This is a genomic window from Pseudomonas sp. F-14 TE3482 (assembly GCF_053629455.1).
The window spans coordinates 3952051-3967059 of the sequence record NZ_JBRJII010000001.1; the positions used below are offsets into that span (position 1 = coordinate 3952051).

At 57.1% G+C, this 15009-nt stretch carries 16 protein-coding genes; 2 read left to right on the forward strand and 14 right to left on the reverse strand.

The features are described from left to right. Positions 1–54: 54 nt before the first annotated feature. Together AB7M26_RS17945 and AB7M26_RS17950 are read right to left on the reverse strand one after the other, a co-directional pair. Complete coding sequence (locus tag AB7M26_RS17945; RefSeq protein WP_429385474.1) at positions 55–636, reverse strand: STY4534 family ICE replication protein; 582 nt, start codon at positions 634–636, stop codon at positions 55–57. 898 nt (positions 637–1534) lie between these two features. Then, the gene (locus tag AB7M26_RS17950; protein WP_429385476.1) at positions 1535–1876 is read right to left on the reverse strand and encodes a helix-turn-helix domain-containing protein; all 342 of its coding nucleotides are present in this window, start codon (positions 1874–1876) and stop codon (positions 1535–1537) included. A 209-nt stretch (positions 1877–2085) separates the two neighbouring features. Between AB7M26_RS17950 and AB7M26_RS17955 the strand changes: the two genes are divergently transcribed. Further along, positions 2086–2343 carry a hypothetical protein gene (locus AB7M26_RS17955; RefSeq protein WP_429385478.1) on the forward strand — a complete coding sequence of 86 codons (258 nt, stop codon included), beginning with the start codon at positions 2086–2088 and terminating at the stop codon, positions 2341–2343. A 44-nt stretch (positions 2344–2387) separates the two neighbouring features. Here the strand turns inward: AB7M26_RS17955 and AB7M26_RS17960 are convergent, their stop codons facing one another. The 12 genes from AB7M26_RS17960 to AB7M26_RS18015 form a co-directional block, all read right to left on the reverse strand. Then, positions 2388–4355, reverse strand: a complete 1968-nt coding sequence (locus AB7M26_RS17960; RefSeq protein WP_429385480.1) for a DNA topoisomerase III — start codon at positions 4353–4355, stop codon at positions 2388–2390. 226 nt (positions 4356–4581) lie between these two features. Next, the gene (locus tag AB7M26_RS17965) at positions 4582–5052 is read right to left on the reverse strand and encodes a single-stranded DNA-binding protein (protein ID WP_429388875.1); all 471 of its coding nucleotides are present in this window, start codon (positions 5050–5052) and stop codon (positions 4582–4584) included. Next, positions 5052–5567 (reverse strand): DUF3158 family protein, encoded by a 516-nt coding sequence (locus AB7M26_RS17970; protein WP_429385482.1) that lies wholly within the window; start codon positions 5565–5567, stop codon positions 5052–5054. Before AB7M26_RS17970 ends, AB7M26_RS17965 begins: the two co-directional genes overlap by 1 nt. Beyond that, positions 5564–6319 (reverse strand): PFL_4669 family integrating conjugative element protein, encoded by a 756-nt coding sequence (locus tag AB7M26_RS17975; protein WP_429385484.1) that lies wholly within the window; start codon positions 6317–6319, stop codon positions 5564–5566. The genes AB7M26_RS17970 and AB7M26_RS17975 overlap by 4 nt, the downstream gene beginning before the upstream one ends. A 243-nt stretch (positions 6320–6562) precedes the next feature. Continuing rightward, the gene (locus AB7M26_RS17980; protein ID WP_429385485.1) at positions 6563–7753 is read right to left on the reverse strand and encodes an STY4528 family pathogenicity island replication protein; all 1191 of its coding nucleotides are present in this window, start codon (positions 7751–7753) and stop codon (positions 6563–6565) included. Continuing rightward, the gene (locus tag AB7M26_RS17985) at positions 7750–8298 is read right to left on the reverse strand and encodes a DUF2857 domain-containing protein (protein WP_429385487.1); all 549 of its coding nucleotides are present in this window, start codon (positions 8296–8298) and stop codon (positions 7750–7752) included. Before AB7M26_RS17985 ends, AB7M26_RS17980 begins: the two co-directional genes overlap by 4 nt. Further along, positions 8295–9881, reverse strand: coding sequence for a ParB family protein (locus AB7M26_RS17990; protein ID WP_429385489.1), 1587 nt, complete (start codon positions 9879–9881; stop codon positions 8295–8297). Before AB7M26_RS17990 ends, AB7M26_RS17985 begins: the two co-directional genes overlap by 4 nt. A 14-nt stretch (positions 9882–9895) precedes the next feature. Then, positions 9896–10105, reverse strand: coding sequence for a hypothetical protein (locus AB7M26_RS17995; RefSeq protein WP_032698626.1), 210 nt, complete (start codon positions 10103–10105; stop codon positions 9896–9898). A gap of 85 nt (positions 10106–10190) precedes the next feature. Next, the gene (locus AB7M26_RS18000) at positions 10191–11033 is read right to left on the reverse strand and encodes a ParA family protein (protein WP_429385491.1); all 843 of its coding nucleotides are present in this window, start codon (positions 11031–11033) and stop codon (positions 10191–10193) included. 4 nt (positions 11034–11037) lie between these two features. Continuing rightward, positions 11038–11268 carry an AlpA family transcriptional regulator gene (locus AB7M26_RS18005; RefSeq protein WP_429385493.1) on the reverse strand — a complete coding sequence of 77 codons (231 nt, stop codon included), beginning with the start codon at positions 11266–11268 and terminating at the stop codon, positions 11038–11040. A gap of 109 nt (positions 11269–11377) precedes the next feature. After that, positions 11378–12133 carry a hypothetical protein gene (locus AB7M26_RS18010; protein ID WP_429385495.1) on the reverse strand — a complete coding sequence of 252 codons (756 nt, stop codon included), beginning with the start codon at positions 12131–12133 and terminating at the stop codon, positions 11378–11380. 410 nt (positions 12134–12543) lie between these two features. Continuing rightward, complete coding sequence (locus tag AB7M26_RS18015) at positions 12544–13524, reverse strand: AraC family transcriptional regulator (protein ID WP_429385497.1); 981 nt, start codon at positions 13522–13524, stop codon at positions 12544–12546. A 187-nt stretch (positions 13525–13711) separates the two neighbouring features. Between AB7M26_RS18015 and AB7M26_RS18020 the strand changes: the two genes are divergently transcribed. Beyond that, on the forward strand, positions 13712–14896 hold the full coding sequence (locus AB7M26_RS18020; RefSeq protein ID WP_429385499.1) for an aldo/keto reductase: 1185 nt from the start codon (positions 13712–13714) through the stop codon (positions 14894–14896). Positions 14897–15009 lie beyond the last annotated feature (113 nt).

Sequence of the window (15009 nt, forward strand, 5' to 3'; positions counted from 1 at the left end):
GGTTGAAGACAAGGCGCTCGAGGGAGCGCCTTGATGTGGAACATCGTGAACTGTTCAGGCGGACTGAACGGTACGGGTGGCATCACGGCGGGCCGTGCGCGGAGTGGGTGGAGATTCAGGTTCAACCCGAGCCTCTATTGGGTTTCCGATATCCTCAGCTTCGGCATCAGCCGATGGTGCGGATGACTCACTGTTTGGCGCTTGCTCAGCAGGTGCTGTTGCTTCCTGCCTGGCGGGCGCTTTGTACTCGAACGTGCCGTTGACCTTGATCCAGTCAATGAACAGCAAACGACCTTTCAGGCTGGCGCCCGGTTGACCTTGTTTATCGCCTTTCTCGTAGAGAAACGGATCGATCCACAGGTCGCCGATACGAAACGACAACAAGACCTTTTTCTCGACGTTGACGGCGTCCATATAGAGACGAATCAAGCGTTCAGCTTCACCCCCAGCGACTTTGCAGTCGAAACGGGTGTACTCCACCGCATCGGTGGCGCCGTGCAGGGCTGCAATATCGCAGGCCATGAATGGCTGGCCGCGGCGGACTTGTACTTCACGAACACGGTTGAGGTAGCCGATACCGACGGTGTGCAGGTTGAAGTAAGTGGTTGCTTCTTGGGGATGGTTGGCGTGGGCCATGGTGGTTCTCCTGTTTCAAGGGAAAACGGCGGCGCACAATCCCTGACGGGGAAGTGAGCCCCCGTCAGGGTGGGTAAGATGAGCAATGAACGACTCGCCACCGGCAAGGCGATGACGTTCAGAACGATGCGTCTGGGAGAATAGCGGTGCAGCAGAGAAACGTCTGCGGTAGTGATCCGCAGGCATGGGGTAGTGGGCATTCATCACCGCTGAAGCGGTAACCGTGCGAGCTTCCGAACGCTGATCGCACTTGGGTAAACCACCACGAACGTGGCGTAGCCTTGAAGGTTCAAGCTACCTGGGCTGGGCTGTCAACGACAGCGAACCACGCCCTTTGTATAAGCCTGTCACAGGGGAGCGTCAAGACGCTGCAACCCGATTTTTTATGGCCGGAATACGGTGGCAGTCACTGGAATGAGAAAAAGAAGAGCTGGCCTGGTGGGTCACCAGGCGAGGAATAGAAAAGCCACCTTTGACGGTCATACGCAGTCGAAAAGCTCCTCGCAAAGCTTGGTTTAACTGCGCCTTGATTCGTCAACCGACCCTTGTCGTGGCCTGGGTCGGAACATGCTGGCACGCATCCGCGCACAAAGGGTGCCCCGTGTTTCCCCGGGGGGCTCCGGGACTGAATACGATCGCCGAGGCGGATGACCGCTGTTGCCTTGTAGCGGCAACAGTGGTCATCCGCCACCACGATCAGGTCGAGCACAAAACGGGAACGAAATCCCGCAGAGGAGAAGGCTCCGAACTCTAAGAGTCTGACCGAGCTGCCCGGAGCGAATCGGTCTTGGGTCGCCGTTGGCGATGATCCTGAGGCACTACAGCAGAGAGGGTGGGACGACGTCAAGGCAGAGTGCGCCGCCTCAAAGACCCCGGTATCGGATGCGAGTGAATGAACTTACTTGTTGGCGAGATGAGCGGCTAATTGTTCGACGGTTGCCAAGATAAAGGCTCGGTCGCTTTCTTTCAGACCGTTCAGCAGACCCGCGATCATCTGACCCTGGTCATTGGGACGATTGCTCGACTCCGTCAGCAGCTCATCCATCCGGCAGTCGAAAATATCCGCCAGTTGCATCAGCTTGACCACGGAAAGCTCCACTACACCCCGCTCTAGGCGCGAGATGGCTTCGCTACCAATCCCCAAGCGTTCAGCCACCTCTTCCTGGGTCAGATTTCGCTCGGTGCGGTGCTTCGCGATCATGCGCCCGATTTGGGCTTGGGTTGGATGTTTATGTGCCAAGTGATGAGTTCTCCAGTTCAACCCGAATGGTTGAGCAAAGACCCGTTGACATGAACATCCTTAAAGGTTGAGTATCGACTTATTGGGTTGTTATAGTGACTTAAATAGCTGTGTATCGCGACGTGGTTTCTGTTCCGCCAGGAATCAGAGTCCAGGGTGGTCAGTGAGAATGAACGGTCTGATAGGGCCAAGCTGAGGGATGGTTGAGCATGGAAGATGAGAGCAAGGACGTCATGGATCTGATCTGGGATCGAACACTGGAGCTGTTCATCAAGATCCATGATCACCCGGATAACCCCGAACACTTCGACAGCCTTGTCCATTGGCTCAACGAAGATTCTGTACACCTGCAAGCCTTCAACGATTTGGGGCAGATATGGATGGCAGCAGGCATTGCTTTGGCCCGTGAAATTGGACAACCCTTAATCGACTTAGAGAGGGATCAGTCGCCGTTGATGATGCACTGACCACTACATTGACCCCAATGCTTATGTTGATCTCCAATGGCGCGTTATGGGCGAGGCGTATCTTTTTTGATCGGGGCAGTGCCCTTGCAGTCGGGGTAGTGGGAGCATGACCAGAACGGCCCTGATTTCCCCTTTCGCTTGAGCATTGAGGCGTAGCAAATGGGGCAGGCCGGGCTGGTTTCGACAGGCATGGCTAAAGTCAGTGAGCCGCAGTGTGCGACCAGTTGCGCTATCCAGTTTGCCTGCTTGGCGACGAATGCATCCAGGGTCAGACGTCCCGATTCGATTTCGTCCAGAGCCTGTTCCCAGACTGCGGTCATACCCGGATCTGCAACCGCTGTTGGTACCGCTTCGATCAGGGTATGGGCCGCCGCCGAGGCCATTAAGGCGCGTTTTTTCTTCAGCAAATAACCGCGATCAATCAACCCCTTGATGATGCTGGCTCGCGTGGCTTCGGTACCGATACCGGTGGTGTCCCGAAGTTTCTGTTTCAGGCGTGGATCGTTGACCAGCTTGGCCACATTTTTCATCGCCTTGATCAGATCGCCCTCAGTGAGAGGTTTGGGGGCGGCGGTGCGCATGGACTTGAGTTCGACGTCGTCCACTGCGCACCGCGTACCCTGTTGCAAGACGGGTAAGACTTGGGACTTGTGATGGGGCTCATCCTCCTCGGTGTTTTCGTAGAGCAAGCCTTTCCAGCCCGGAACCAGGATCTGTTTGCCAACAGCGGTCAATCGCTCTGCGCCGCACTCCAGTTCGACCTGGGTCCGATCAAACTCATGGTGCGGAAGAAATTGCGCGAGGTAGTGGCTACGGATCAGTTCGTAGACTTGGCGCTCTTGTTCAGACATCCGCGCAAGGTTGGCCGACTCGGTGGTGGGGATGATGCCGTGGTGCGCGGTGACCTTGGCATCGTTCCATGCCCGTGACCGCAATGATCGATCGAGGCTTGCGAGTGCGTGCCGCAGTGCGGGATCCGTTTTGAGCAGGGCATCGAATACCGCAGCTACCTCGTTGAACATACTTGCTGGCAAATAGCGGCAATCGCTGCGCGGGTAGGTGGTGGCTTTGTGGGTTTCATACAGGGCTTGGGCGATGTTCAGGGTTTCCTGGACGCCGAGTCCCAGCTTGCGCGAGCAGATCTCCTGCAGGGTGCTCAGGTCGAAGGGCAGGGGCGGCGCTTCGCGGAAATGCTCAGTCTGCAACGAGAGTACCGTGACGGACTTCTCGTCGGTGATTGTTTGGACCGCGTGATGGGCAAGCGCCTGTTGCAGGCAACGCCCCGACTCGTCCCGTCCTGAGCATGGCGGTAACCACGACGCGATGAATCGCTGGCCCATCGACGATAGGTGCACTTCAACGTTCCAGTAAGGAACCGGGACAAAGCTGGCAATCGCACGATCCCGATCGACCACCAGACGTAAGGTGGGTGTCTGGACGCGTCCCACTGACAACACGCCGTCGTAGCCCGCTCGTCGACCAAGAAGGGTAAACAAACGACTGAGGTTCATGCCGATCAGCCAGTCGGCGCGGCTGCGGGCGAGGGCGGAGTGGTAGAGTGGGTAGGTCTCCTGACCAGACTTCAGCGCGGACAGTGCCCTGCGAATTGACGCCTCGTTGAGTGCGGACAGCCAGAGGCGCTGAACAGGGCCTCGATACTGGCAGAGCTCCAGCAATTCGCGGGCAATCATTTCACCTTCGCGATCGGCGTCGGTGGCGATGACGACGGTAGCCGCTTCACTGAGCAGGCGCTTGATGATTTTGAACTGGGCCGCAGTCTTGGGTTTGACCTCGACCTGCCACTGCGCGGGAATGATTGGTAGATCATCCAGCGACCAGTTCTTGTACTGAATGCCATAGGCTTCGGGTGGGGCCGTCTCCAGCAGGTGGCCGATACACCAGGTGACGGTTGTCTCGGGTCCGATCAGGCAGCCATCGCTGCGCCGGCTGGCTCCGAGCACCTTGGCGATGTCACGACCTTGGGACGGTTTCTCGCAGAGGAAGAGGCGCATAGAACTGCTCCGGATTGAGTTCGGAGCAGCGTTGTTGGAAACAGCGGTGGCGAGATATGAGAAACCTGAATGGCAGGTTCCTCATATTATTCGGTGAGGACCAGCTTAAATGGTTCGAGGCCGCTAGCCGGTTGGCGCGTGGGCAACAGGGTGGGGCGTCCCGAGCAGCGAGTAAAAACAGCCCAGCAACTTCGCGCAAAGGCGCAATTTTTATGTCTGAAGTCTGTCAGTCCGTCGGTGGTTGCCCTCTGCGCTTTCTGGATTTCGACGCAGGTGAACTGGCTTGTTCTGTGTTTTTCCCAACGTGTGTCGCCGATGCCTCCGGTTCACTGGAGCGTTCCCGCATGACTACGCTGTGCACCCGGTGAGGCAGGATGCCGACGCGACGGGCCTCGATCTTGAAGGTCACCCGCGCGTTATCTTCGCTGTCCTCCCACTCATCGCGTACGGTGCGGCCTTCGACCAGCACACGCATGCCTTTCTGGTACAGCGTGCTCCAGTGTTCAGCCTCGCGGTGCCAGAGCTCAACCGGCGCCCAATAGCCGCCTCGATCTTCATAGCCGCCCTCGCGTGGCACGGGGTTGTCGAAGTACACATTCAGCCGTAGCAAACGCCGTGGCTCGTCATTGCCTGAGGCAAATTCCTGGAACTCTGGCGCACTGCCAATGTTGCCTTCGCCGACGAAAAAAGTACTCATCATGATATCTCCACTGCTGGTGTGAACTGGCGCAGCAGCCGTACGGCGCTGTCCATTTTGATCGCGCAGGTGGTGGCCTGGCGGTAGAGCGAATGCACCACGCTCATCTGCAGGTTCAGTGCAATGCGATCGCATTCGAAACGGTGCAATCCCTCGCGCACGACCTGCGACAGGGCGTTGTTGCAGACCTGGCGTTCCCAGACCGCAACCCCCATACGGGCAAAATCACGGGTGCGCCAACGCAAAAAGGTGCTGCTCGCGCTGGTGTTCTGCAGCACCAATCGGATATCCAGCAATGAGTACGGAGGCTGTCCGGCCTGCTGCACCACAGCCTCCATCAGGTGACATAGCTGCGCCTCGGTTTCCCTCGCCACCTGCGCCAGACGCTCCAGCTCCCCCTTACCCTTAAATGGCTTTAAAAGGCCTTTTAGGGAGGCTGCGTGTTCGAGCTGCCGATAGGCATCGGGTGTCAATGCTTCGAAGGGCATTGGTTGGGCTGAAGTCAGGGGATTCATGCTCCGTCCCTCAGCATGTCCACCGTTGTAGGTAGCTCTCCTGCTTCCTCTGCCAGCGCATCATTGTCATCCACTGGCACAGCACCACGACGAATGATCGGCGGCGCGAACTGGGAGCGGCGATGACCCTCAAGAATGTCCATTGGGGGCAAACCTAACTTCTCGATGGCCGTCAGGGCACGGGCGTTGTTCGCCGCCATGTCATCACGCGTGACGCCGGCATGCCGATAGCGTTGCGCTTGGCCGAATAGGCTGCGCAGCAGATGGGCACCGTCGTCGATCCAGGCTTCCATGTCTCTGCGACCGATCAAGGCGGTGTGATGGGCCAATAGCGTACGACGCACCAGGGTGTCGTAGTCAGTCAGCAGGTAGACCGCCAGAAAACCCAACTGGCTGCCGATGTATAACGGCAAAGTGACGGGGTGGATGTTGAGGTTGTCGCCCATGTCGATCTGTGTCGGTAGGTCCTGCCTGATCCGATCCAGCTGTTGGGTCAGTTCCAGCATCCCAGCCTTGGCCTGCATCAGTTTTTCTTCGAGTTGCACCATGGCCCAGTCGGCATAGGGATCGTCCTGGGCCGCGGTTTGTTTGATCAGGTTGGTGACACTGATGTAGCCGGCCATGCCCATGATCGAGTGGACACCTTCGCGTGCGGTTCGACCTTGCCAGATACGGGCGGCGTGGTGAGTGTGCAGGGTCAGGGTGATGCTGCTGCGCAATGAACCCAGATTGAGTTGATAGTGGTCGGCCACGGTGTTGTCCTCGCATTGGCTTGGACGGGAACGTTGCGACAGATGAGGGTCAAGGGCAGCCAAAAAGCTGAATGCGGTCTGTTCGGTTTGAGAGGGTTAATTTCGGAGACGTTCGTGAGTGATGCTGGTGGCATCATTTCCAGGGATGGCGATGGCGATGGCGATGGCGCTCGAATTGCGCAGGTTCGGCCCTTTGCGATCCCACAGTAGAACTCAGTAGATTTGATGCCACTGGCATCAAATCTACTGAGGTCCAGGGCGTTTGCCGCGCAATTGGCGTAGCTCATTCAGACACGCTTGGGCGAGGGCGGAGGCAGGTTCGCCCTGTTTTCGGGACGGACGTGACGGTGCTGTGAAGGGTGTTTCTGCAACGGGTGAGGGCGCTGTCTGAACTGCCCAAGGACGAAAATCGCCGTTCAGTGCGCGCTGGATCAGACCCATCAGATACGCCGCTGGCTTGCGGATACCTCCTGCCGTACAGCGTGCACCCGCTTCGTTGAGCACCGCCTGACGATCCGCGGGTTTGAGCTTGTTCAGCGCCACGGCGACGGCCTGACGTTCGCTTGGACGCAGGTGCAGCGGATCGGGCCAGTGCAGGTTATCCACCGCCGGGGTCGCGCGCGGTACAGTACAAGTACTTTCTTTTAATACAGTACAGGCGGCGTTCGGATTCCGAACTGCGCCGGAAACACTGGCGTTCAGGCCCGGTTCGGAATCCGAACGAGGGCCTGCACGATTCCGAACGAGGTGATCTTCCCCCAGTTCGGAATCGTGCATGCTGGCGTCGATCGCCTGATCCAATCCTTGATGCATCCAGTGTTCGCCCCAACTATCGAGCCGTGTGGGTAGCTGACCTAAATCGATACGGGTGTCCTGTCGAATTTCTTCCAGCATATTCTGAGCGACAATGCGCACAGCCTTGGTCGCATGACCGAGGGCATGTCCGACCAGCTCGAGGTAATCCTGATCCAGTTCCATGGCTTCGGCGGGGGTTAACGGCTCATCGTGCAGGACGTACAGAGAACCTTGCAGGCGCCCGCTGAGCTGATCGCGCCCGCGACTCACCAAGCTAAGCCAGCGCGTCAACCTGAGCATCGTCAACACGCGAGCGATGGTTTCACGTGAGGCTGACGCGCCGTAGGGCACGCTCGAGAGGTAAGGCTGCAAATCCTCATAGCGCGGTGTGATCACGCCCTGGCCTTGCAGCATGAGTCGAAATACTTGCCAGGCATTACGTTCCAATGGCGTCAGCCGATGATCCAACAGCAGGCGACGCGGCACGACTTCGTGTGATTGGCCACTGAACAAAAAGCCAGCCTGCAGCGCCTGACTGGACGGTTGTTCAGTGGTAGGGCGTGCGGGCCAGCGTTCACTCAGTTGCTGGGTGCATTGCTGCAGGACACGCTGCCAGCGACTGGAGAGGGGAGTGTTCATGTTTCGTTGCTGTACTGGTCGATCTGCTGCCAAACAATGGTCAAGCTGATCTGTTGCTCCTCCGCCAGCATCATCATGGCGTCGAGCTGATCCTCGGTACCGTCCTGAGAGCGTAGCTGGCACCATCGCTGCCAGAGCGCATGTTCCTGCGTTTCGCTCAAATGCTGAGGGCGGCCCTTACGGGTTTCTATCTTGAGTAGCCTTCGGCGCAGGGCGGTTTCCGAATGCGCCAAGCCGAAGCATTGATACATGATGGTGCTGCTGGCGCCGAGCTTGAGCGCGCGGTTGATCAAGCGCTCATTCTGCTCGTCGCGTTCGGCTTGCTCGATCAACCGATGCAGCACTGGCGAGTCAATCTTGACCTCAACCCAAGGGACGGTGGCATGGGCCAGGCGAGACAGCGTGGTGGGGGGTAAAGATTGCAACAGGTAGATATTGTCTTCACTCAATCCGAGTGCTTTGCAGCGTTGCAGATTACCCTGACGCAGCTCATGCAGCACCTGGGTCAGCATGGCCTGGTTGAGCACATTGAAGGACAGGCTCATGGCAGCTCCTTCGGTAAGTTGTCTTCAGGGGTAAGCGTTAAGTCGATCAGGCGACGGGCCAAACGAATCAGCCGATACAGCTTGATCAACAAGCTGTCGGGCAGTCGCTCCAGTCCTATGTCCACGGCGGGATGATCTGTCAGCGGGAGTTGATAGACCCCCAATAACAATTGGCCGAACAGGGCTGAGGGCAATTGCTTGCGATCCTCCCAGTTCACGTCGTCTTGAGCGCGCAGCAGGGCCAGGAGCAGTAGGTGAACGCCGGTCTCGCGAGGTGCTGCAAGATCAAGTCGCTCGATGTTGAGGACGAAGCCTAAGCCAAGCTGCTGTTCGATGATGCTCTCGGGATGTCCGGCATAGGCCGCCATTTCCCGTGCCAGTCCGGCGATGGCTAAACGCAGTTGTTCGGGGCAATCCAGTGCTGGTGCAATGGTCCAGAGGTCGTTGGTCGTGCAGCCCTCGACGCTCGGTGCTGTTTCGGTGGCGGTCTCGCGATCGATCTGCTCGCGAATCTGTTGAACGCGTGACGCAGGGCTGACCGCTGATACGACATTTGTTTCGGGCAGTGTGAGCAGCTCCTCTCGCGCTGTTTCGGTTTGGGTTCTGGTCTCAATTGATTGGGGATGGGACTCGAAGGAGGGCGGTCCTGCCGCAGCTTCATCAACGCTCGGCAGATGGCTGTTCTCCGAGGGCGTGGTGACGACAACGCCAGGCGTCGAGATGACCCGTTGGGTGTCGCTCAGTTCCAGGGACAACATACGGTAGGACTGTCCGAGCAAGCGGCTCATGCGTTCGAGCAGTTCATCCTGGATTTGCTCAAGATCGAAGGACTCGGGTTCGGCATCGAAGTAACTCAGGGTATCGAGCCAAAAATCAGCGAACGCAATGGTGGCGGTTGGATAACGGTTCCAGGTTCGTTCGGCCTGGCTACGCAGTGCGATCAGGCGTTCTATCTGGGGCTTACCCAGCCCGGCATACAGCGTTTGCGGAATGGCGGGCAGTAGGTGTTCGAGGGTGTCGAGCATCCGGCTGATGTGTGACTGCGAAATCGGATAACCACCAGCCGCGAGGCGTCGTGCCAGTTCACGTTGCGAGAGCCCAGCCCCCTCTGCTTCGAGCATGGTTTTGAGTTTGGCCACGGCCAGCGCACGCTCGATGAAGGTGAGCTGGCCATGCAGATCGCTTTCGGCCAGATGGCCGAGTAAGGCGGTGATTTCATTGCTCCAGGGCCGGAACAGGCAATGAATGCGGAAGAAACGCTCGTCGCGGGTTTCCTGCCACAGTTCGCCGAGAATCGCTAAGCGCGTATTACCGCCGTTGCGGATGATGAAAAAGCTTTCTCCTGGACGGCGGGTAATCGGCGGCGGTTGATCCAGCCCGCGTTCGCGGATGGAGGCCTTGATATCATTGTAAAGCGGATTTCGAATGAAACGCGGGTTGTGTTCGTAGGGCCGCAACTGCTCCAGAGTGACCAGCATCGGCGTGTCAGTAAGTGGGTCAGACAGTCGCTCCAGTTCTGGGCCGCGAGGGAAGTGGTCCTGGTGCAGCTTATCGGTGATCTGCTCCTGACTGAGCTTTTTCATCGGAACAACCTCGGTTAACGCCGGTTGCGCAAATGGTCACCGACCTCGAACTTGACGATCTCGGCAGTGCCCGAACCTTCGAAATGTCGGGAGAGCTCTGCGAGGAACCAACCCATGGCCGAGCGCCCACCTTGCAGGCGAAAGACCACGGTGCAGTACTCCTCGCAAGGTGGGTGGTGTGGTCGAATGGAGGGTGGAACGATGATGGGCAGTTGATCCAACATCAAAAGACTCCTAGCCAAACGCTGTTGGCCTCAAGGTCGATCAAACCTAATGACTGGGTGAGAAATGTGGGCTTGGTGATTTGTCTCATTGAACCTCCGCGCATCTGGTCACCGTAGAGATCGCCTCGCGCCATTCCGGAAATAACTCAATGGCCAGCGCTTGCATGGTTTCCATCGCGGATGGCGAGCGTCGTTCGCGTGACTGGCGCACCTCGATTCGGTGGACCGGTAGGCCAAGGGAAGCGGCATTGAGATAAGCCACTCGGTCTGGAACTACGGTGTCTAGAACCGAGATGTTGTTAACTCCAGTGAAGGTCTCGCGCAGGCCACGGATGATCATCCGTGTGTCCACTCGAATGGTATTCACCTGGTTCAGTAGCAGGCGCAAGGGCGGCGGTGGAATGCCCAGATGACGGAATGGTTCGAGCTCACTGAGCAGCTTCAAGGTGCCGCGTCGCAGTTCGCGGGCGGCGAGCATTTCCGGGGTGATGGGAGAAAGGGCGAGATCGGAGGCGAGGATGGCCATCTCCAGCAGCACGCTACGTGCGCCCTGGGTGTCGATCAAAAGCACGTCATAGTGGGGGCTGAAATTGCCGAGCAAATTGTGCAGACGCAGTCGCCCATCAGGGGCATGCAGCAGCATGGTGCTGAGTCGGGCTTGATCGTCGTTGGAGACGATCAGATCGAGCCCTGTGATCACCGTCTTGGAAACAATCTGGGCAGGAGTTGCTAGGTTGAGCGCAATGAACTCGTACGCACCGGCAACAGCCTTCTGGTTCAAAACGTAATAGCTGGAGAGGGTGGGCTGGCTATCTAGGTCCAACAGCAGAACGCGCAGGCCTGCATCGGCCAACAGACCGCCGAGATTCGCGGTCACCGTTGTTTTGCCCACCCCACCCTTAGTGGAAACCACTGATACCACACGCATCACATCAGGCCTGCGGGTCTAAGCGCTGAGTGACCCACTGCTCGATTTCCAGCGAGTCCCAGCCTACAGCGCGTAGTCCAATGCGTTTGGCTTGAGGGAATTTACCTTCCTTCATCAGGTTATAAATGTGTGCACGTTTGAAACCGGTTTTCCGCTCCACTTCGTCACGCCGCATAATGTGGCGTTCGATCTGTGGTCGAGCTGTTTCATCGTTGGGGGAGGGTTGGCTGGACATAGTGGTCACTCCTAGCGCCAGTTGGCATTTGGTGAGAAGTGACTTGGATTCAATACCAGAAAATGTGCCTAGTCATTGCAATGCAATTGACTTGATTGCGTTGCAATCCTTACCGTCTGGCTTGACTAAGACTGCGTCGGGCCGCCGCAAACTTTTCATCCAGTGAACGCTTGCTCAGCCCGGGAACCTCGCCGTAATGCGCGGTTATCGAGTCGACAATAGATGCCTGGCTATCGAAGATCGAATGACGCCTTCCGCTTTCAGAAGAGCCAAGCATGGTATTGACTAGAGCACCAATGACGTTGAGATAGCCGGCTTTACTCTGTCCGCTTAGCTCTTTTGCCGTGTCGGCAAGCGAGCGTAGATTTTCTCGCTCTAGTCCAGCAGCTGCCAGTTCTGCCATGACCTCCTGGAGCTTTGCCTCGGTAGATTTTAGCTGCACCTGTAGGGCGTCCCTATCAGCTAGCAAAATTAGGTATGTGCCGTAGCGTATCGATTCGTGGTCAGGTGTGATTTCGTGAAAAAGAAAAGAAGGACGCTCATCCGGATAGTGATGAAACATCCACGACTTAAGGTCCGAGTGCCGGATGGTCAGCAGTTTGAGATCGACAGGGGTACCAGGTGAAACGGTGATGCCGAGCAGCCCATAACGCAACTCCTGGTTTCGTACGGCATCCAGAATTTTCTCTAACTTCTTGTATAAACAGGGCCATTGGGGGAAGGCCGAGATGAGGCGCTCAGGGTAATCCCACGTCAATTCGAGAATGCTAGCTTCGTAACTCATCAAGCCACACCAGCGTATAGCCGCTTCGATGGGCCTGTAGAACAGCTTCTCATCAGAGCTATAGGGATTAGGTCTGTACATAGAGGTAGCCTCCTATTAAAGGGCAGACCCGCTAGGTACAGTCTAAAGATCTATTGAAGTGACCTAGGCTTCCGTGCGGTTGCTGTCCAGTGTCCCAGATGCTGAACAAGTATTTTCCGTTCTGATTGAGTTGATCAGTCACTTTGGAGCAGCTTGATTTAACCAACGGTTCAACTTTGATGAGGCATGCAGCCCCGTATGTCCGGGCTTACATAACGATGATGCATCGGGTCAGCCGATTTTCCCTACTGATAGTCGGCGCCTGTGCGAACTCATATTGGTCATGTTCATCAACAAGCAAAGTAAATGCGCAAGCGATGCTGTCGACTCTCTCCTTTATTGCTTCTCCTATTCATTCACCTTTGTTATGCCTATGATGTGGGCGCCTACCCGTGCCATGCGTGGTGCGGCTAATCGAGCCGCCCACCATTTTGCCGTGCGTGCTTGATGTCTCTCGAGGGTGGAGCTCCGAAGCGCCGGGCATATTCGCGACTGAATTGAGCGACGCTTTCATAGCCTACTCGCAACGCGGCGGTGTTCACGTCTACCCGCTCGGTCAACATCAGGCTGCGCGCGGCTTGCAGCCGTAACGATTTTTGATATTGAACGGGGCTGGTGCCAGTCAGCTTGCGAAAGTTGTGATGCAGCGTAGAGCTGGCCATGCCTGATAGTGCGGCTAGCTCGGCCACGTGCAGCGGCTTGTCATAGTGATGCTTCAACCATTCAATGGCTCTCACGATGCCCTTGTCTCGGTAACCATCACGAGTGACGCTGCGCAACCACGGACCCGCCCCACTGAGCAGCAGCCGAACACATATCTCCCGCTTGATAAGGTTCGACATCATTTCTGCTTCAAATGGCCGTTCGATCAGCGTGGCGAGTCGAGCGAACGCGTCGAGCAGCTCACTTGACGCCAATCCGGCTGCGAACCCTCGCGCTTCAGATGTCATTTCTTTCTTTGGCGGTGCCTGGGTCTGGATCACCTCGTTGAGCATGGAAAGATCGAGCTTCAACACGATAGATAAATAGGGGGTCTGCACGCTAGCAGCGGTAACGCGAGCCAGTGTCGGAATATCAACCGATGTGACGAAGAACGCCCCTTGCCCGAACTCACAAGCCTCCTCGCCGAACGTGATCTCCTTCACGCCCTGCAGAATGATCGCCACGCAGGGCTCATAAACGCAGTAAGTGGGCGTACCCAGTTCGGCCATTCGATAAAAGGTCAGGTCGGGAATCGATGTTCTGCAGACCTCGTTTAAACCAATCTGCAGGGTGACTTTTTCGATAAGCCGTCTAAGTGCCTGGAGGCGTTCGCTGGGCTGAGCGGGTTCGCCCAAGTTCAGGGAATGCACATGGCCGAAACCGAACTGCGAGAAGGAACCGCTCGTCATCACCTGCGCCCTGTTAACGGAGTTTTTGAGTGTGATGAGAGTGCGTGCCTAGCACAAGCTTATCGGCAGGATTATGCAGAAAATATGGCGTATTAGGCTCACCCGGCAATCCCTCGTTGTTCTAATTTCTAGTATGAATGCCGGCTTCGATGAACCCGTGAAACCTCAGTCGCTAAAGGAAAGTTGGATGGACAGACGAGATTTTCTTACCTATTCGGCCGCTGGTGCTGTTGCAGCCGCTTTGCTGCCCGCATCGAGTGTCGCAAGTTCGGTGGCCATAGCCTCAGCGCCCCTTTCACTGACAGACCCCGGAAGCGTAATGCGTACGGAAGGGCGGCTCGGGCGCGCAGACCTGCCTCTCAGTGTGCCCTCACATACAATGAGATACATGACACCTCAACGCTTAGGTATGGGTGGGACGCAGATCGGCAATATCTTTGCGCCGATCAGCGACGAGCAGGCGGGTTTGGTTCTGCAGGCGGCTTGGGGCGCGGGTGTAAGGCTTTACGACACTTCTCCGTTCTACGGGTTTGGATTGAGTGAGTATCGTCTAGGCCGCTTCCTGCACGGCAAAAATCCAGACGACTATGTGGTCTCCACCAAGGTCGGCCGCGTATTGACGGCCGCTGGTGGCCAGCGTGCAGACCATGCCATTTGGAAATCGCCGGCGCCCTTCAACTACCGATATGACTACACCGCGGCAGGCGCGCGTCGCTCCGTGGAAGACAGCCTGCAGCGTCTCGGGTTGCCACGTATCGATATCGTTTTTATCCATGATATCTCGCCAGATAACACCGAGCTGGAAGGCGGCTGGGAAGCGGCGTATCGAATTGCGCGCACAGGGGCGATGGTTGAGCTCGAAAAGATGCGCGATGAGGGGCTCATTAAGGCATGGGGCTTCGGAGTCAATACACCGAATGCCGTGGTTCAGGCACTGACCAATGATGACCCGATTCCCGACATCGTGTTGCTTGCCTGCCAGTATTCCCTCCTTGACCATGGCGATGCGTTGCGCAGCACCTTTCCGGCTTTGAGAAGGAAGGGCACCAGCGTCGTGATTGGAACACCACTGAATGATGGATTTCTGGGAGGTCGCAGCCGATATAACTTCAGCCAGCATCTACCTGCCGGTGCGATAGAGAAGCGCGCGCGAATCATGGCAATTGCCAGCCGACATGGCATCGACATTCATACTGCCGCCTTGCAGTTCGCAGCGGCACATCCGCAAGTGTCCGCGATCATTCCGGGTGCTCGTTCGGCGGGGCAGATCGTTTCCAATGTTCAGGCGATGAAGGTTGATATTCCAGCAGCCTTTTGGGAGGAGCTGAAGAGCCAGAGCTTGATTGATGCTCAAGCACCGGTACCTTCCTGAGTCGGGGCTACGCCCGTGCTACCTGCTGATGTGAAGCCATCGTCGCCAGCCTCGTTATGGTCGGACGCATATGCCAGCTTCGCCGACTGCAATGGTTGCTGGGCTGGTACTGA